This window comes from Chitinophaga sp., from assembly GCF_036566945.1.
Lineage (GTDB): Bacteria > Bacteroidota > Bacteroidia > Chitinophagales > Chitinophagaceae > Chitinophaga.
In genome coordinates this window covers 1-19,816 of sequence record NZ_DATCVJ010001120.1, presented here as the reverse complement: position 1 = coordinate 19,816, position 19,816 = coordinate 1, and the positions used below count along the sequence as shown (strand labels likewise).

The 19,816-nt window shown below is 47.6% G+C and carries 16 protein-coding genes; 14 read left to right on the top strand and 2 right to left on the bottom strand.

The window, feature by feature from the left end:
• The first annotated feature begins 38 nt into the window (after positions 1 to 38).
• From VIP81_RS33665 to VIP81_RS33620, 10 genes are all read left to right on the top strand, one after another.
• Positions 39 to 3,437: a TonB-dependent receptor gene (locus VIP81_RS33665; protein ID WP_331972744.1), complete on the top strand. Its 3,399-nt coding sequence runs from the start codon at positions 39 to 41 to the stop codon at positions 3,435 to 3,437.
• Between the two features lie 17 nt (positions 3,438 to 3,454).
• A complete protein-coding gene (locus VIP81_RS33660) occupies positions 3,455 to 4,981 on the top strand; it encodes a RagB/SusD family nutrient uptake outer membrane protein (RefSeq protein ID WP_331972741.1) in 1,527 nt (508 codons plus the stop codon).
• An 8-nt stretch (positions 4,982 to 4,989) separates the two neighbouring features.
• On the top strand, positions 4,990 to 8,082 hold the full coding sequence (locus VIP81_RS33655) for a glycoside hydrolase family 2 TIM barrel-domain containing protein (protein WP_331972738.1): 3,093 nt from the start codon (positions 4,990 to 4,992) through the stop codon (positions 8,080 to 8,082).
• Between the two features lie 2 nt (positions 8,083 to 8,084).
• Positions 8,085 to 10,016 carry an MGH1-like glycoside hydrolase domain-containing protein gene (locus VIP81_RS33650; protein ID WP_331972735.1) on the top strand — a complete coding sequence of 644 codons (1,932 nt, stop codon included), beginning with the start codon at positions 8,085 to 8,087 and terminating at the stop codon, positions 10,014 to 10,016.
• A gap of 10 nt (positions 10,017 to 10,026) precedes the next feature.
• Positions 10,027 to 12,309, top strand: a complete 2,283-nt coding sequence (locus tag VIP81_RS33645) for an aminotransferase class III-fold pyridoxal phosphate-dependent enzyme (RefSeq protein WP_331972731.1) — start codon at positions 10,027 to 10,029, stop codon at positions 12,307 to 12,309.
• 148 nt (positions 12,310 to 12,457) lie between these two features.
• Positions 12,458 to 13,783, top strand: coding sequence for a hypothetical protein (locus VIP81_RS33640; protein ID WP_331972728.1), 1,326 nt, complete (start codon positions 12,458 to 12,460; stop codon positions 13,781 to 13,783).
• 148 nt (positions 13,784 to 13,931) lie between these two features.
• Positions 13,932 to 14,255, top strand: a complete 324-nt coding sequence (locus VIP81_RS33635) for a metalloregulator ArsR/SmtB family transcription factor (RefSeq protein ID WP_331972725.1) — start codon at positions 13,932 to 13,934, stop codon at positions 14,253 to 14,255.
• A 6-nt stretch (positions 14,256 to 14,261) separates the two neighbouring features.
• Entirely contained in the window at positions 14,262 to 14,726 is a 465-nt protein-coding gene (locus tag VIP81_RS33630; RefSeq protein ID WP_331972722.1) for an SRPBCC domain-containing protein, read from the top strand.
• A gap of 6 nt (positions 14,727 to 14,732) precedes the next feature.
• A complete protein-coding gene (locus VIP81_RS33625; RefSeq protein ID WP_331972719.1) occupies positions 14,733 to 15,131 on the top strand; it encodes a DoxX family protein in 399 nt (132 codons plus the stop codon).
• On the top strand, positions 15,128 to 15,706 hold the full coding sequence (locus VIP81_RS33620; protein ID WP_331972716.1) for a YdeI/OmpD-associated family protein: 579 nt from the start codon (positions 15,128 to 15,130) through the stop codon (positions 15,704 to 15,706). Before VIP81_RS33625 ends, VIP81_RS33620 begins: the two co-directional genes overlap by 4 nt.
• A 57-nt stretch (positions 15,707 to 15,763) precedes the next feature.
• On the opposite strand, the gene VIP81_RS33615 is transcribed toward VIP81_RS33620, so the two are convergent.
• Together VIP81_RS33615 and VIP81_RS33610 are read right to left on the bottom strand one after the other, a co-directional pair.
• Positions 15,764 to 16,333, bottom strand: coding sequence for a hypothetical protein (locus tag VIP81_RS33615; protein WP_331972713.1), 570 nt, complete (start codon positions 16,331 to 16,333; stop codon positions 15,764 to 15,766).
• Positions 16,334 to 16,368: 35 nt separating this feature from the next.
• Positions 16,369 to 16,884, bottom strand: a complete 516-nt coding sequence (locus tag VIP81_RS33610) for a DinB family protein (RefSeq protein ID WP_331972710.1) — start codon at positions 16,882 to 16,884, stop codon at positions 16,369 to 16,371.
• 79 nt (positions 16,885 to 16,963) lie between these two features.
• On the opposite strand from VIP81_RS33610, the gene VIP81_RS33605 reads away from it, so the two are divergent.
• The 4 genes from VIP81_RS33605 to VIP81_RS33590 form a co-directional block, all read left to right on the top strand.
• Entirely contained in the window at positions 16,964 to 17,830 is an 867-nt protein-coding gene (locus VIP81_RS33605; protein WP_331972707.1) for a hypothetical protein, read from the top strand.
• Positions 17,831 to 17,836: 6 nt separating this feature from the next.
• Positions 17,837 to 18,394, top strand: a complete 558-nt coding sequence (locus tag VIP81_RS33600) for a GNAT family N-acetyltransferase (RefSeq protein WP_331972704.1) — start codon at positions 17,837 to 17,839, stop codon at positions 18,392 to 18,394.
• 52 nt (positions 18,395 to 18,446) lie between these two features.
• Positions 18,447 to 19,241, top strand: coding sequence for an AraC family transcriptional regulator (locus tag VIP81_RS33595; protein WP_331972701.1), 795 nt, complete (start codon positions 18,447 to 18,449; stop codon positions 19,239 to 19,241).
• Positions 19,242 to 19,291: 50 nt separating this feature from the next.
• On the top strand, positions 19,292 to 19,816 hold a 525-nt coding region (locus VIP81_RS33590), incomplete at its 3' end, for a hypothetical protein (RefSeq protein ID WP_331972698.1).

Here is a 19,816-nt window from a genome sequence, read left to right as displayed (position 1 = left end):
ACTGCCATTCCATTCTAAACAATAAACTTTCTAATGTTATGAGAAAGAAATGTATCTCTTGTACCTACAAGGGTATAGCCCGACGCGTGCTCAGTATCGCGGTGGCAGTATGTTTGCTGTCGTGGGTACAGGTCACAGAAGGACTTAAAAATAAAGTAGAAATAGGGTTCTCTCAGTCAAGTGTTATCAGCGCATTGCGCTACCTGGAGAAGAACACTCCCCTGAAATTTTCCTACAACCGCGATGACCTGGAACGTACCGCTAAATTTACCATCGATAAAAAAGTACGGACTGTAGAGGCATTGCTGAAAGAAATCTGCAACGCTACAGGGCTGGAGTATAAAATAACGGAAGACATGATCCTGGTAAAGCCAGCCGCTCCACCCGTCACCTCTAAAGCAGAGCAGCAAAAAGAAGGAGACCTGCAGGGCATCGTGAAAGCCGCTACCGGTGAACTGATGCCGGGTGTGAGCGTGAAAGTAAAAGGCGGCAGCAAAGGCACGCTGACCAGTGAGAACGGAAAATTTAACCTGACCGGCGTTCCTGAAAATGCCGTGCTGGAAGTCACTTTTATCGGATATGAACCACTGGAAGTAAAAGCTACCGGTTACCAGGACCTGAACATTACCATGTATGCTTCCATTAAAGTACTGGATCAGGTAGTGGTAGTAGGATATGGTACCCAACGCAAAGGGAATGTCACCAGCGCTATTTCTTCTGTAAAAGGAGAGGTGATCGCGAACATGTCTACCAACAACCCAATAGATGCATTACAGGGCAGGGTGGCTGGTTTAACGGTGACCAACGGTGGTGGCCAGCCCGGCGCCGCCGCAGATGTACGTATTCGCGGTTTGAGTACCATGGGTGGTCATAAGCCTTTATATATTATTGATGGATCTCCCGGAGATGCCACCTACCTGAGCAACAATGATATTGCTTCTATAGAAGTATTGAAAGATGGTGCGGCGGCTTCTATTTATGGTTCCTCCAGTGCCAATGGTGTTATTCTCATTACCACCAAAAAAGGTAAGAAAGGTGTACCGGTGATTGATTTTAACGCCTACTATGGTGGCGTAAAACCGACTGGTAGCTACCATATGCTCGATGCGGAAGGGTATAAGTCCGTTCTTAAAATGATGTATGAAAATGCAGGTCGTACTTTACCCGCCTATGTAACTAAAAATACCGGTGTCAATACCAACTGGCAGGACGAAATTGTTCGGCCTGGCAACGCCGAAAATTATAACCTGAACCTCCGCGGTGGTGGCGATTATATCACCTATGCCCTGAGCGGCGATATTACCAATGAAAAAGGAACTTATATAGGATCTGATTTTAAGAAGAAAACCCTGCGCTCCCGTAATGAATACAAGAAAGGAATTTTAACGGCAGAAGCCAACCTTACCTACTCTGAAACCAAAGCTACCGTGCCCAAATTTGCGGTGCGCGAAGCTTATTTCCAGTCGCCCTTACTCCCCGTATTAGACCCTAACGAAAAATATGGTTATGGCCTTCAGGTAGATGGTTTGCCTAAGTACCAGAATCCAATGGGCGCAGATCATTATTTTCAGAACTCCACCAGCACACAATATTTTAATGCCAATACCCGCTTCACACTTGCCTTGTGGAAAGGGTTGAAGTTTGTGACCAACCTGAACCTGGTGAATGAAAATGATTTTGCTTTCTCCTTCCGGCCGGCTGTGCGTATCAACGCCAATGATGGCGCGGTGCCTTATGCGTATCTCTACAACCAGCGCTCCAACTACCGGGAACGGCTAATGGAAAACCTCCTGTATTACGACCTGGTAACGGGCAAGCATACACTGAATTTGCTCGCAGGTTATACCGCACAGGAACGCACCAACGAATGGCTGGATGTTACTGCAGATGGTAAAACAACCGTACGCACCATTCAGAATGGGGAACTGGTGGAAAAAACCGTACCCGGTGGTTTCCTGGACCCTTCTTTCGTTACCGTAGACGGCGCACTGGGCGGTACTTTTGGCGCCGGTGGCAGCAGCACGAAATATGTTCGCTTATCTACTTTGGGTCGTATCAACTATGCATACGATAATCGCTATATGGTGCAATTATCTATCAGAAGAGATGGCTCTTCCAAATTTGATGCGGCCAGGCATTACGGCGTTTTCCCTTCTGTGGCATTAGGATGGAATATGCAGAAAGAAGATTTTATGCGCGGCATCACCTGGCTGGACATGCTGAAATTACGCGCCAGCTATGGCGAGTTGGGTACCGAAGAAGCACTGCTTCCCTACGACCATTTAAACCTGATGGTGGTAGATAATACCTGGGCCGGTGGCTCGGTACAAGGTAGCGGCAGTACACCATGGCCTGGTATTATCGGACAGGACCTGTTGGGTCGTGAACTCCACTGGGAAACCAGCCGCTCCGCCAACGTTGGTTTTGACTTTAGTTTGATTCATAATAGTCTCAGTGGTTCCTTCAACTACTTTAGTAATAACACCAATGGTTTGCTGGTGACCAAAGAAGTACCGCCATCTTCCGGTGTAAACAATCCTACGTTGAACGTGGGTAAAATCAGGAACCGTGGCTGGGAGCTGGAATTCACTTACAGCGGCGGCCGTAAAGATGCGTTGCAATATAATTTTACCGGTACACTCAGCAGTGTAAAAAATGAAGTGACGGAACTGGCTAATGCCGGACAAACCTTGTATGGTACCGGTCTTAAATTTGGGGCAGATCATTATGCCAACCAAACCCGTGTGGGCAGTGAAGTAGGTGCTTTTTACCTGTATGAAGCCGATGGGATTTTCCAGTCGGATGCGGATGCTGCCAACTATAAAAGCAAAACCGGCGACCGCCTGCAACCCGCCGCTAAAGCGGGAGATATCCGTTTCAGGGATACCAATGGAGACGGTGTAATTGACGAAAATGATAAAACCTACCAGGGTTCCGGCTTCCCTAAATTTGAGTATGGACTTAATATAGGGCTCAATTATAAACGAATAGATTTCGCTCTTTTTGTTCAGGGTGTAAGTGGCAGTAAGGTATATAACGGTAACCGTTTTGAACTGGAAGGAATGGATGCCGGCCGTAATTTCCTCTCTACTACCCTGCATGCATGGACACCGCAAAATACCAATACCGACATGCCTCGTGCTGTGTTGGGCGATCCCAACAGAAATGCCCGTGAATCTACCCGGTTCCTGGAAAGCGGTAACTACGTGCGTTTGAAGACTATCCAGCTCGGCTATACGTTACCGGAAAGTTTATTGAGCCGCTTTAAAATCCAGAAGATCCGGTTTTATGCCAGCGGACAAAATCTTTTCACCATCACCAAATACAGCGGACTGGATCCCGAAGTGGCGAGAGTTTCTGTATTAGACACCGGTCTGGATCGTATGCAATATCCACAGAACAAAAAAGTACTGCTGGGTGCGCAATTGTCTTTCTAAGCATAAAACTCTTTAAAATGAAAAAATTACACTTTTATATTCCCGTAGTACTTGCATTGCTGGCCATTGCGCCGGGTTGCAGCAAAGATGTATTGGATCAGCGCTCTCCGGACAAGCTGGAAACGGACCGGTACTGGACTTCCAAAGATCGGGCATTGTCGGGCTTATCGGCTGCGTATTCGCAGGTAGAAGGATTTGTATATTGGGATAACTATGTGGAAGCCCGCTCTGTGCGCAGCTTTTACCGTGAAGATTACGTGGAAGCAGGTGATGATGCGTATAACTATTCCTGGTGGATAGAACATTATAATTTCAACTTTACTTCTGGTAACTACGCCATTGATCTGTTATGGCGGGAAAACTACCGTGGTATTTATTATACCAACCAGGTGCTGGAAAATGTAACGGCTATGAAGCCGGAAATGATAGATGATGCTTCCCGTAATCTCATTCTCGGGGAAGCGCATTTCCTGCGTGCTTACTATCATTATAAACTGCTCATCGATTTTGAGAAAATTATTATCCGGGATAAAGTGCCTTTGAAAGAAGGGGATTTGCCTAAAGGATTGTCTGAGCGCAAAGAAACCTGGGACTTCATCTGTAACGACCTGAAAGCCGCAGAGAAGGTACTACCGCTGCGCAGCGAGCGTCCGGATGCAGAGCTGGGCCGTGCTACCAAAGGCGCTGCGCAGGCGTTGTTAGGTAAAATTTATTTGTATCGTGCCGGCGAAGACAAAGGTGCGGCTACCGCATTGCTCACCGAGTCGGGAGAGTGGCTGGGCAAAGTAATCAGCTCTACCCAATATCATCTGGAAGATAACTTTATGAGCATGTTCAACGGCGCTGCGAAGAATAGCGCGGAATCTGTTTTTGAACTGCAACAATCTTCCGATGTTAACAATGGAGCCGCTTATGGTTCTTACCTGGGCGACTGGGTAGCGGCTTCGCAAATGGGTGGCTATGGAGAAATTTATGGCACGCCACGTTTGCTCACGGAAATGCTGAAAGAAGGCAGAACCGCCAGCGATCAGTTGTATGATCACCGCGTATATGCCAGCATCGTTTTCAACGATCCTTATTTTAATGATCCCACTATGCCAAGCGCTTATGGCTATACGTACGACGATATTTTCGGCGCCGGCACCAGCGTGATTGCTTTCCGCAAATGGGTACCTGCTTCGCTGGATCGTTTGGGTAATGACAACGCCGTTAACGTACCGCTGATCAGACTGGCAGACGTGATGCTGATGCAGGCGGAAGTGCTGAACGAGTTAGGAAAACCCGGTGCCATGGACCTCGTGAATGCGGTGCGTGACAGGGCGAAGATGCCTGCTTTAAACATCACCGGCAAGGTAAATGTATTCAACGAAATCATGCATGAAAGAGTGATGGAGTTTACCATGGAAGGCTGCCGCTACTACGACTTACGCAGATGGGGTTTGCTGGATGCGAAGATGAAAGAAGCCGGCCGATCGTTTTCGGCGGACAAAGCTTTCTACCCGCTTCCACTGAAAGAAACGGTGAATAATCCTATGGCTCAATAAGGGGAAGTATGTACTATAAATTATTGTTGTTACTGGCGTTGCTACCGGGCGTTACTCACGTTTACGCACAAACGAACGATTGGGAGAACCCGCAGAAAGTAGCAGAAAATGTATTGCCGCCACATGCCCATTTCATACCCTATACCAACGCAACTGCAACTGCAGCTGTACGCCGGGACTCCGGGCGTGCAGCTGTATTGCTGCTCGATGGTACCTGGCAATTTCATATTGCCCGCAATCCAGCTGCCAGACCATTGGATTTTTACAAGAAAGACTTTGATGTCTCCCAATGGAAAAAAATACGGGTACCCGAAAACTGGCAAACAGCAGGGTATGACAGTTATATTTTTACAGATGTAGAATATCCGTTTCCTCCCGATCCTCCTCATGTGCCAAAAGACTTCAACCCGGTAGGTTCCTACCGCCGGGATTTTAGGGTACCGGCCAACTGGAAAAATAAACAGGTATGGATTCATTTGGGTGGCGTGAATTCCTTTTTCTATCTATGGATCAACGGGCATTATGTGGGACTGAGTAAAGACAGTAAAACCCCGTCGGAGTTTGATATCAGTGCTTACCTGCAACCCGGCGCCAACAGCGTGTCTATACAGGTGTTCCGCTGGAATGATGGTTCCTACCTCGAAGGACAGGATATGTGGAAACTGAGTGGCATAGAACGCAGCGTATATCTCGTAGCCAGACCAAAGTTATGCCTCTACGATTTCTTCGCAAAGCCATTGTTGGTGCATGCATACAAAGACGGGCAGCTACAGCTTTCTCTCACACTGAACAGGCGTCCGCTGGCCAGCGAAGCAGGGCAGCGGATGCAGGTGCAGTTATTGGATCAGGAAAAAGTATTGTTGACCAAAGAATGGAAAATAGGGAAGGATAGTACCTGGGAGATGGAATCCCTGTTGAAAGACGTGCAGCCGTGGAACGCAGAGCATCCGTCGCTGTATACCCTGGTGATCACACATCTCGACCAACAGGGCGCCGTAGTGGAGAGTATGGCGCAGCGCATCGGTTTCCGTACGGTGGAAATCAAGGGCGGCCAGTTTTTATTGAATGGAGTGGCCATCTACATCAAAGGCGTGAACCGGCATGAACATGATATGTATCGTGCCCGAGTGATATCAACGGCGGGCATGCGCCGGGACCTGGAAGTGATGAAGCAATACAATATCAACGCGGTGCGCAATAGCCACTATCCTGATACAGAAGAATGGTATGACCTGTGCAACGAGTACGGCATTTATGTGGTAGACGAAGCCAATATAGAATGCGATGGCATGTCTTTTCATCCCTGGCAAACCCTCTCGGACAAGCCGGAATGGGAGCAGGCTTACTTGTATCGTGCCAAACGCATGGTGGAAAGAGATAAAAATTATTGCAGCATTGTCACCTGGTCGCTCGGCAATGAAAGCGGCTTCGGGCGGAATTTTATTTCTACCTATAAATACATCAAAGCAAAAGACAATACCAGACCGGTACAGTATGAAGCTGCCGGCAGCAACGAGTGGACGGACATTATCTGCCCGATGTATAAATCTATTTACACGTTGCAAAAGTTTTTGGCGGCGAAAGATAACCGGCCTATTATTCAATGTGAGTATGCGCATATGATGGGCAACAGTGGCGGTAATTTGCAGGACGACTGGGACCTGTTCTATCAGCATCCACGGTTGCAGGGCGGTTTTATCTGGGACTTTGCGGATCAGACTTTTTTGAAAACAGATGCCAACGGCCGTCAAATATGGGCCTACGGCGGTGATATGGGCACAGTAGGTGCTACCAGCGATACCAGTTTTTGTGCAGATGGTATGCTGGCCGCAGATCGTAGCCCGCACCCGCAGGCATTTGAAGTGAAGAAAGTATATCAGAACATACACGTAAAACCAGAAGCCGGAAAATGGCGGATCAAAAACCGTTTTGACTTTACTAACCTGCAGGCCTATACGATTCGCTGGAAGATTAAAGGAGATGGCGACCTCATTGCCACCGGAAATTGTGCGCAGCTGGCGTTGGCTCCGGGTAAGGATACACTGATCGCCCTTGCATTACCTGACTTTGCGCCAACAGCCGGAACGGTGTACTACATTCACTTTGAAGTAAGCGATCCAAAAGATAACATCATAGCTACGGAGCAATTTAAGTTGCCGGCATATTTGCCGGTGGTGAAAAGCACAATGACCGGCCCGCCATTGGAAGTAAAAGAAGATGGCAGCATTGGCAACGCTTTATTCCGTGCGGGATTTAATAAAACCACCGGTTGGCTGGAAACCTATACCTCCGGTAACAAACCCCTGATGCAGGGTCCGTTGCAGCCGCATTTCTGGCGGGCAGCTACCGATAATGATATTGGCAACAGCTTACAGGTGCGCTGCGGGATCTGGCAACATGCGCTGGAAGGAGCACAGCTAAAGCAATTTGAAATAACGCCCCTGAACGCAACGCGTACGCAGGTGAAAACCCTGCACTATCTCCCGAAAGTAAACGTAACCTATGCCACCACGTATACGATTGCCGTGAATGGTGATATTACCGTGGCCGTAACATTTACACCAGCAGATACCACCCTGCCGGAAATTCCCCGCATGGGCATGCGCATGATCCTGCCGGCTAACTATGACCAGGTGAGCTGGCTGGGCCGCGGACCTTTTGATAATTACCAGGACCGGAAATATGCGGCAGATGTAGATGTCTATCATATGCCCGCAGATGCCCTGTTCCATCCTTATCCACGTGCGCAGGAAAGCGGCCATCGTACGGATGTTAGCTGGATGGCATTGCAGGATAAAGATAAATCCGGCTGGCTGTTTTTCTCCGATACTTTACTCAGCGCAGGCGTATTACATTTTGATATGGATCAACTGAACTTCGACCGCAAACAAAATAAGCATGGTCATTCTATCTTAAATGAAAACCTGATCTGGTGGAATATTGATTACCTGCAACAAGGCGTGGGCGGTGATAACAGCTGGGGCGCCAAAGCGCATCCGCAATACCAGTTGCCCTGCCGTACTTATCAATACAGTTTTACATTAAGACGATTAATGCCCGGCACTGAACCGGTACAACAAGCTAAACCAAGATTTGAATAACTATGATGAAATGGTGGTGGTTATTGTGTTGCAGCACCCTCGGGGTAAAAGCACAGCAGGCAGACAGGCAGCAGTTTACAGACGTATTGGACATTAAACATTTTGTAACAGATACTTCCAATGTAGGTGTTAGTTTTTTTTCAGACATGGGCGCATGGCATGCTTATGCGCTACCCGCTAAAACAGCAGACTATGGCGCCTTTATAGGCCCGCTGCTGATGGATATGGATGGTCGCTGGCTGGGCAATGCCGTCGCTAAACTGCATGTGTTGGAAGGAGGAAAAGAACTGTTGCCGGAAAAAGGCACGCAGCATTATTATCCCGGATTGATAGAACAAAGTTATCAACTAACGGATTTGAATATACGCTTACAGTTAATTTTCAGCAGTGCCAGCACGGCAATGATTCAAGCGACCATTATGAATCACGCCAGCAGACGCCGGGAGCTGTTGCTCAAATGGGAGGGAACTGCCGCGTTGCACAACGACGGATGGCGGCAAAGTGATCAGCAACTGCAAATTAACGGCAACGGACATACGTTTTCTATTACGTATTTACCGGCTGACCCATCGGGAAAAACGCAAACGGGTAAACGTTATACCGCCAGAACCTGGGAGTTGAAGCCGCAGGGTAATAGTTACGCCGCTGTTAAAACTATTAGTCTGCCCGCAAAAGGTACCTGGGAGGAAACGCAGTTGCAAAGCTATCATCAGCCAGCCACCGGCATAAAAGATTTCGCTGCCACGCTGGTACAAAATCACCAGCGATGGAACGGCTACCTGCGGGCATGTTTTACCGCAGATACCACCCAACGCCGTCTCCTCGTAAAGTGTATCATGACGCTGATGACCAACTGGCGCAGTGCTGCCGGAGATCTGAAACACGACGGTATTTTTCCTTCTGCCAGCTACCAGGGGTTTTACGGCTTCTGGGCATGGGATAGCTGGAAGCAGGCCGCTGCGGTATGTACGTTTAATCCTGCATTGGCAAAGGATAATATCCGCGCCATGTTTGATTATCAGCAGCCCGATGGGATGGTAGTGGATTGTATTTATACCAATAGCAAAGAGAATAATGCGAGGGATACCAAGCCACCACTGGCCGCATGGGCTGTTTGGGAAGTATTCCGGCAAACAAAGGATACTGCTTTTGTAAAAGAAATGTATAGTGCGTTGGTACGATATCACAATTGGTGGTATGCCAACAGGGATCATGACGGTGATGGTCTTTGTGAATACGGCGCTACCGATGGTACCCGCATTGCCGCTGCCTGGGAAAGCGGCATGGACAATGCCGTGCGCTTTGATCATGCCCGCATGCAGCAAAACAACGGGCACGCCTGGTCGCTCGATCAATCGTCGGTAGACCTGAATGCCTATCTCTATGCAGAAAAAATGTATCTCGCTAACATGGCGGTATTGCTGCATTTGCCGGATACCTGGACTGTACAACTTTCTTCTTTAAAAGAAAAAATCAATCAGCAATATTATGATGAAGCCAGCGGCTTTTATTACGACCGGCATACCGACCTGGTAAAAGTAGCCGGTGCAGAAGGCTGGATTCCGCTGTGGGCAGGTATTGCCGGGCCTAAGCAGGCCGCATCGGCAGCCGCTATGCTGCAACAGGAAAAGAAATTTAATACGAAAGTGCCTTTACCGGTGCTGACCGCCGATCATCCCAACTTTGATCCATTGAAGGGGTACTGGCGCGGTCCGGTGTGGCTGGACCAGTTTTATTTTGCCATTGCCGGATTGAAAGCGTATGGATATGATCAGCTGGCAAATGAGTTTTTAGACAAGCTATGGCACAATGCCACCGGCATGAACGATTCGTATCCGTTGTACGAGAACTATCATCCCCTGACCGGCAAAGGGTTGAACGCACCGAATTTCAGCTGGTCGGCAGCACATACTTTATTGTTATTGCGCGAGTAAATTAAACATCATGGATATAGCAGAAATGAAAGCGCTGGTAGCGCAGCACTACGGAATGGTGGTGAGCATACAGCCATTAGATGGTTATGAAGAAAGTAACTACCTCCTGACCGACAGCGCCGGGGAATCCTACATTTGTAAGGTAGCCGCATCGGACAGCAACTGGCACCTGTTGGATGCCCAGGTGAAGATGCTGCAACACCTGGCGGATACGCCGGTGGCAGGAGGATTTCAGCGGGTGCAGTTAAACTGTAACGGCGAAGCCATCACAATTACGCCGGCCGGGTACATGCGGGTCCTTACTTTTCTGGAAGGTGGAGTATGGGCAACAGCCGGTGCACATACGCCATCGCTTTTAAATAGCCTGGGGCAATTTATGGGGCAGATGGATCAGGCATTGCAGGGGTTTGCGCATCCCGCCGCTTATCGCATTTGCAGCTGGGACCTTCGTAATACCATGGCCGCTAAAGCGCATTTAAGCGCCATTAAAGACCATGAACGCCGCCGGATGGCGGCATATTTCCTGCTGCAGTTTGAAACGGAAATAGTGCCGCAGTTACCACATCTGCGGATGGCCGTGATCCACAACGATGCCAACGACTATAACCTACTGGTGAAAAATGAAACCGTTGCCGGCCTGATAGACTTCGGGGACATGGTATACACGCAGCTGATCAATAACCTGGCCATTGCCTGTACCTATGCTATGCTGCATCAGCCCGATCCATTGGCGGCTGCTGCTTTGGTGGTGAAAGGCTACCACCGCGAATGGCCTTTAACCGCCGCCGAAATCGCCTGCCTGTATTACCTGATCGCTGCGCGTTTATGCATCAGCGTTACTAACTCCGCCGAACATACGTTAGCGGGTAGCAGCAACCCTTCTCATTTTATTACAGAAGCCGCTGCCTGGAAGTTGTTGTATCAGTTAATAAAAATAAATCCCCTCGCGGCCACCGATGCCTTCCGGGTAGCAGCCGGTTTTGCTTCCGACATTAACCAGGAAGACAACTACGCCCCGCTGCTGGCAGAAAGAAAACAACATATTGGCCGAAACCTCAGCATCAGCTATCACCGCCCGCTGAAGATATGGAAAGGCGCGTTGCAGTACCTCTATGATGATAAAGGGGGCACATATATCGACTGTGTAAATAACGTAAGTCATGTTGGGCACTGCCACCCCCGCGTGGTGCAGGCCATTCAGCAACAGGTGGCCAGACTGAATACCAATACCCGTTACCTGCACGATGACCTGGTGGCCTTTGGCCGGGAGCTCACGGCTACTTTACCAGACAGCTTGCAGGTTTGTTATTTTACCAACTCCGGCAGTGAAGCCAATGACCTGGCCATTCGTATGAGTCGCCATTTTACCAAACAAAAAGACGTTATTGTACTGGATCATGCATATCATGGTACGTCTACGGTAGCCATGGAATTGAGCCCCTACAAATTTGACGGCAAAGGCGGTTTTGGTAAACCGGCGCATACCCATAAAGCCATCAACCCGGATTTGTATCGCGGGCCATATCGCTACGGACAGGAGAATGCCGGCGCCGCCTATGCACAGGATATTGCAGATATCATAGACAGATTATCCCGGGAAGAAAAAGGTATCGCCGCTTTCATTTGTGAAACGCTGCTGGGCGTAGGCGGACAAATTCCGCTGCCCCCCGGATACCTGGAAAAAGTATATCAACATGTACGCGCAGCTGGTGGTCTTTGTATTGCAGATGAAGTACAGGTAGGCTTTGGCCGCGTAGGCCATCAGTTCTGGGGCTTTCAGCTGCAGCACGTAGTACCGGACATTGTGGTGTTAGGGAAACCTATCGGCAATGGTCATCCATTGGCGGCAGTCGTGACGACACAGGCCATTGCAGATGCATTCAATAACGGTATGGAGTACTTTAATACCTTCGGTGGCAACCCGGTGTCTATGGCTTGTGGCAGGGCGGTATTACAAGTCATACAGGAAGAAGAAATGCAGCAACATGCGCTGGAAACGGGAGAACATTTTTTAGCAGGACTGAGAGTGTTGATGGATAAGCATCCTATTATCGGTGATGTACGCGGGCATGGACTATTTATTGGCGCCGAACTGGTGCGCAACAGAGATACACAGGAACCCGCCGTGCCGGAAATAGATGTGGTGGTGGAGAAAATGAAAGAACGCGGATTCCTCATCAGTACTGACGGGCCGTTGCATAATGTATTAAAAATAAAACCACCCATGGTGTTTAATAAAGAGAATGCGGATGCATTTTTAGCACATCTGGATATCGTATTGGGCGAATTATAAAGATCATACACCTTTGCGACCTCGAAGCTGTCTCATAAATAAATGAGGCAGCTTTTTTTATGGAGGGCTTCACATGTTTTCATGACAGGGGGTAACAATAGATCGCTTTTGTTGATATACCTACGGATAACAACAAAATATCCCGATCATGAAAGCAATCACTCTTACCATCGCATTGATTATTTATAGCAGCATTCACCTGCTGGCGCAGGAAAGCCGTCCGGGACAACCCATCAAAGGAGTCATCGTAAAAGGCGGTAAAAATCCGGGAGGCAGCATTTCCTTCCTGGCGAACGGCGGTGCTTCTTCTTCCGCGGGCGTATCCAATGCGGTGGGCTTTAACCCTAACGTAGGACTGCAATTGTTCTGGGGTGGATTTGGTATGGGGGTTGATGCGGGTGTTTTTACCAGCAAAATGGACAACAACGCCGTTGAATATGCCGCGGCTTTAAGGGGAACGGATGTTTTCAGTATGCAGCATACCCGCGACAAATGGACGAGTCTATACCTGCTCGCAGGGCCACAATATACTTTCGGTAAGCGCGCCTTGTCACTAACGCTCTCTGTAAAAGGAGGGATTACCCACCGCACGGCGCCCGAACTGGCTATCCGGGATAATATTTCCGGTACTAACGTGTTTGCCTATACGCCTCCGGCAGATGACGCCGAAAACGTTTTTACATTGAAACCCGGTGTTAGTCTTGCCGGCCGTATCTCTTCCCGCTGGGCGGTGGTATTGAACATACAATACCTGCTGCAACCATCGGCGCCGGAAGCCACAATCAGTTACAGAGATCTTACGCACGTTGATTTTACCGGCAATGGAAAAGAACTGAGCGCGCAGTTGTCTCATCAGCCTTACGCTGCCACTTATACCAAAGGACCGGATAAATACCTGAGCGCGGGCATAGGGCTCAGCTATACCTTCAGGACAGGGCAGGTGAGGGGCGGTGCTACCGCGCGTCGTTTGAGAGGTAAAGTCACCAAGCCGGGTGCGTTCAGTTTCGAAGTGGCGCCGGTAGCCGATAGTTCCGCGGGAACTGCCGCCGCTGCCGCAAGGGACACGCGGACGTATACCGGTGGTCGCAAAAACGAAACCCCATCCGCGGCGAAAAGCATTTCCGAAAAAGGCATTTCTCACTCCTATAAAGAAGATGCTGAATTTCTAAACACCCTGTTCATCAACAACGGCAACGACAAAGTATTAGACCCGAAATTGTTCAAACTGGTCACATCAGACAGCGAATTAAAAGAAATGAAAGTGTCTTTTAAAAAAGATCATAAAGTATATAAGTATTTAGGTGATCAGCAACGCATCGTGGAAATACTGACATCTGCTAACCGTCCTGCTGCCTGCACCGATTGTACCACAAGAGAATGCAACGGAAAAGTATATGATTGTGCCTGTGTAAATGGTTTTTGTTATTGTATTATTTGTGTGGAGATAACGAAGTTGAGCGAGCTGGCGGAATAGTGGCATAATAGGGCGTCGGGGGGCACGGTACCATGCGTACCGTGCCCCCTGGCGTTTGACGAATGCTCCCGGTAGGCGTACCCTGCCAGAAAAATAAATTTGTGTAGTTAAATGACTACGCTTATATTTGTAGTCAAATAGCTACATAATGAATTTGAGACGAGACGTATTTCAAGCCATCGCAGATCCAACAAGAAGAGCTATTCTCTTGTTGCTGGCTACGCAGGCTATGACAGCGGGTGCCATAGCCTCCAACTTTGATACCGCACGACCCACCGTATCAAAACACCTGCAGATACTAACCGAGTGCGAATTATTGGAACAAAAGCAAAACGGCAGGGAAATTTATTACCACCTCAATGCAAAAAATATGAAAGCGATCGCAGACTTTATTGAACCTTTTCGTCAAATGTGGGATGATAGATTTAACAAACTGGAAGATGTCATGAAAAAATACAAATCAAAAAAATAGTATCGTATGGAACACAAAACCAAAGTGAATGCCGAAGAAGGCAAACAGGAAATCTTCATTACAAGGGAATTTGATTTGCCGGTGGACTTACTCTTTAAAGCACATGTGGAACCCGAACTGGTAGAGCAATGGATGGGCACGAAAGTACTCAAACTGGAAGGTAAAAAACACGGCGGCTGGCGATATGAAACCACCGATCCCAAAGGAAACAAATATGGATTCAGCGGGGTATTTCACGAGTTTGTTCCGGAAGAAAAAATAACCAGGACATTTGAAATGGAAAATCCTCCCTTCGGCGCCCAGCTGGAGTTCCTGGAATTTGAAAAATTGACAGACGATACCAGCAAACTCAAAATGCATATCGTATACAGAACCGTTGACCTCAGAGACCAGATGGTGAAAATGGGCTTTGCTCCCGGCATCAATATGGCACATAACCGTTTAGAAAGTATTGTAAGCAAATTAAAATAACACACGATGAAAAAGAGAGATAAAATTATTTATTGGATTGCTACACTCTGGCTCGCATTAGGGATGACCTCAACCGGACTGGTACAGGTATTGAAAGAGAAAAAAGAAGTGGAGTTTATTACCCAGCTGGGCTATCCCCTTTATTTTATAGTTATCTTAGGTGTCTGGAAAATATTAGGCGTAATAGCGGTGCTTATTCCCAGATTTCCTTTGTTAAAAGAATGGGCTTATGCAGGGTTTTTCTTTTCCATGACGGGTGCGCTATTGTCGCATGTTGCATCAGGAAGTGCCTTAAAAGATATGTTCCCTTCGATGTTATTGCTAACATTAACGATCGTGTCCTGGTTATTCAGGCCCGCAGACAGAAAATTGGTTTCCTTTAACTTTCAAAAATCAATAGCATGAATCCCAAGGTTGATTTTTATTTTGATAAAGCCGAAAAGTGGCAGGAAGAGCAGGAGCAATTGAGAGAAATTGTACTCGATTGTGATCTGACCGAGGAACTAAAATGGGGTGTGCCCTGTTACTCGTATCAGGAAAATAACATCGTGCTGATACATGCCTTTAAAGAATACTGTGCGTTGCTCTTTTTCAAAGGAGCATTGATGAGTGACCCGAATGGTATCCTGATACAACAAACCGAAAATGTGCAGGCCGCGCGCCAGATCAGGTTCACCAGCCTGAAGGAAGTTACAAAGCTGAAAAAGGTTCTGAAGACTTATATTTACGAAGCCATTGAAGTGGAAAAAGCCGGCTTGAAAGTGCCGTTGAAAAAGACTTCCGCCTACACCGTTCCGGAAGAATTTCAAAAGGAATTAGATAAGAGTGCAAAGCTGAGAAAAGCTTTTGAAGCATTGACACCCGGCCGTCAGAGAGGATACTTCCTTTATTTTGGCGCCGCCAAGCTCGCGAAAACAAGGGAGGCAAGGGTAGAGAAATTTATACCGAAAATACTCGAAGGAAAAGGCGTGGATGATTAATCGGGAGCAGCGTTGTCAGGAAAGGGATAACGCTGCTCCCGAAGTACTTTAAACTATCTACGGGGCTACCAGGTATTTCCTGAATATTGCACTATATCTGTCGCCAAATGTGACCGTTGTAAGGTCCTCAAATCTGATTGGCGTATTCACATCTGCTAACTTCCCCGCGGGATCATAGCATTGAACTGATACCTGGTTTTTTGAGATGCGCCTAATGGGACCTATTGTATAAATAGCAATCGCTGGCTCCGGCAGCCTTTCACATTCGGCAATGACGTGGAAATCTAATTTTCTCAGGGCATTGAAAATGGCCAGCCAGTTGCTCATATCAATGTGGTCTTCGATGGCGTCATCCCTTTCCACTATTCCTTCCGCTTTCAGTATTTTCCGTTGTGCCTTGTCATATTTATTACATCGTATGCGGTCAATGGTATTTCTTAAAATGACAACATAGCCATTGGGAAGGAATTGATCTATTTGTTGCAGCAACAGGTAATCCGCCGATTTCTTCAATATAAATCCATTCAATATGGATTTATTATCCTTGAAGAAGCGGTAAATAGTAACCAGGTCCCGTTTGTCGATATGCTTTTGCAGAAGAGGGTCACTCCATATTTTCTCTTTCATGAGGAGGGGGCTTTAAAAAACGATGACCAGCTACATCAACTTACCACCGCCAATAGTTCCCTGATACTGGCCAGATGATGATCATCATGTTCGGCTACAAAATGCGCCAGATCAATGACCCGCATAGGTGTTTTCAGGCGTGGATGCAAGGCTGTTTTTATTAACCGGCTTTCATCCAAACTCATTAGTTTAGCCACCAGCTGCCTTCTCTGCTCTCTGAACCGCTTCAGTAACACCCTTATTTCTGTGGCATTGTGATTGGCTTTATGTGTGGTTTGATTGGTTAAATCGGCTACTCTTAGTTCAGGCAGCCCTTTTATGAAATCATCGACCCGGCCAGACCATAAAGGTTCCATATCGGCCAGATGACCTATCTCTTCTTTGACTGACCAACGGTCGGCTAATTTGCGGGTAAGTAAAGTTGGGGGCAGTTTGCCGGCCATTTCTTCGGCCCGGGCAGGGGTGCCACTTAAACGTTCAATAATAGCAGGCATCAGACCATTGTCGTCGATAATGGGGAATACTCTTTCAAACCAGGGTGTTCTTTTCATTACGTATAGAATTTTTAGGATACTGTAAGTTATCTGTTTTTTAATATATGTTTGCAGGAAGATTTAATAAACCTGTTTCATGAAAGCACCTATCCTGTTATTATCTGCCTTCAGTATCCTCTTGTTTTCCTGTTCAAAAGACGATAAACCCGCCACCAGTCCGAAGCTCATCTTTAAATATAAATTTGATCCGACCCAGGAAAGATTGAATAATTTAGGGCAACCTGCCACTATTGCCGCCGGCAATGCGGCGCAGTCGCCTGTCATGAGAGGACTCAGCGCCCATTATATAGAACTGGCGCCACTACCCATCACGCTGTTGGGAAAAGGGACCGTGCTGTATAAAAATGAGGAAACGACCGCCGGTGGCGCCGCAGCCATTGATTTCAGCAAAGCTGTGATAGGAACAGATAACAGCGTGTTTTTTGAAATGCCATTGAAAGACGTGAAACCGGGCGCATACCAATATCTCCGGGTATCATTGGCCTATCAGTCTTACGATATAAAAATCAATGTCGCTGCACTTAACCAGGAAGTCAGCGGCACACTGGCTTCTTTTATCGGCTACAATAGCTATATCGATCATTATAAAATTAAAGACAGTACCGTCACAGTGAAGGGGAACAGATTACAGGGCTATTGGGGACTGGAAGTCGCCGGTAAAGTCATCACCGGACAAGCGCCCGCTGGCGCCACCACGGTTCCCAACCCACTGGCCGCTACGTCGCCCATTCCGGCGGGTTCCTGCGTGGTAACTGGTACTTTGGACAATTCATTTGAAATTACCGGTAAGGAAACAAAAGATATCGTGATCACCGTTTCCTTGTCAGTGAATCATAGTTTTGAATGGAAAGATAAAAATGCCAATGGAAAGTTTGATCCGATAGACGGCGAAGCGGTAGTAGACATGGGCATCAGGGGATTGAAAACCATTATTGAGAAATAAAGAAACATGAAAACATTTGAAGCAACGGTATTAACACCTGCCGGTATGGATAGTTTATTACAACTGCAACGCAGTAACCTGGTGCAGCACATCTCTTCTCAAACCGCTAAAACACAAGGTTTCCTGACTTTTGAATACAGCCGCGATATTCTGGAGAGAATGATGAGGGATATGGCGCAGCCGGTGATCACCGCCGGTGAAACCCTGATAGGGTATGCGCTGGCTACTTCCGCAGCGGCGGCAGCAGAAATTGAATTAATGCGCCCGCTGGCCGAAATGGCGGAAATACTCACGCTGAATGGCAGCCGGGTATCTCAACTGCGACACTACTTTATGGGCCAGATCTGCGTCCGTGAAGGTTGGCGCGGACAAGGTTTGTTTGATGCCTTATACGCTGCTCACAAAACATTGTTCTCCGCGACCTATGATTGTATTATCACAGAAATTGCAGCAGATAATCTTCGCTCTCAGGCTGCCCATGCCAGGGTGGGATTTCAGAAGATACATACACACATGGATGGTGGGAAGGAATGGGATGTAGTGGCCTGGGACTGGCGGTCTTAATTAAAAAAGTATATTTGATAACCGTTGCGACCATTTTCAACAACGGGCTTTTATGGGTATCATTCTTTCACCTGGTCATTACTTTGGAAACGAGCAACAGTTTAATGAGAATGCTTCCTTTAAACTGAATATTATGGCCTATCAGCCGCAGACATATATCCATGAACATTATCATGAAAATGCTTACCTGAGCTTATTGATCAACGGCAGTTATGAAGAAGTCGGCAGGAAGACCAGCAGCGGTATTATGCCCGGTGAAGTACTGTTCAGACCTGCCGGATATCATCATGCCAATCATTTCCACGAAGGTGGCCGTTGTTTGAATATCGAATTCAAAAAAGACGCGTTGCAGCAACTCGAATTGCCGGCCCTGTTACCCGATAAAATGACGGTGTACAAAGCAGGTGCGCTTGACTATTTATACCGCCTTTTATATTTCTTTTCTCAGGACCCCGGGATCTCTTTGCCGGAAGAATATATTTTGAGCTGGTTATCGGAATATACGACCGATACTATTCCGATGAGTTTGCCCTGGCTCCCCAAAGTGAAGGCCATCCTGGAAAATGAATTCGATACGCATCATACCATTAAATCTATTGCTGCCAGGGTTTTTGTGCACCCTATTTACCTGGCCCGTGCGTTTAAAGAAAGAGAAGGGATGACCATTGGAGAGTACCAGCTTAAAATGCGGGTGAGAAAAGCCATGGCATTGATTTTTACCACTACGTTGCCAGTGGCCGACATTGCTTTTACAGCCGGATTTTCCGACGCCTCCCACCTGGTCAGGTCTTTTCGTTTCTTTTATGTAGCCACTCCCCGGCGCTTCAGAGCACTCCTGAAAAGTTAATCTGATACCATTTTTTTTGTGTGCAGTACCCTTACTTTGTAAAAAAAAGTATGCGTCGATTGATGATGGGTATTTGCCTCTTGCTACCGTTTTATTTATCTGCCCAACATAAATTGGATTACCAGTTACAGGTACAGGCAGATCTGTTGCGGAAAACATTTGCGGTGCAGGGTAGTCTTTCTTTTGAAACCCTGACCAGCAGCGCCGATTCAGTTGATATTACCATCAGCAGAGGTGTAGGTGCGGTAAGGCTGCAGTTAGAAGGCGCTACAGGACGCATGGATACCAGTGTAAATGCCGGCGGGGATATTGTATATCGCTGGTATTTTGCGCAGGCATTACCAGTGGGAACCAGCTTACGGTTTACCTATGCATATGAGCGGGGAACCACACGTACCTTCCAATATTACCTCGATACGGCCTTCTGTATGGCCGGTGGTTATGGGTCGGCATGGTACCCACAGGTGATTTCCCGGGAGGAAGACAGTTCCGGTACCTATGCCCGGGGAACCGGCACTATTGCGGTGACAACGCCGGTCAACATCATGCCTGTCATGGCGGCCAGTACGCTGAAT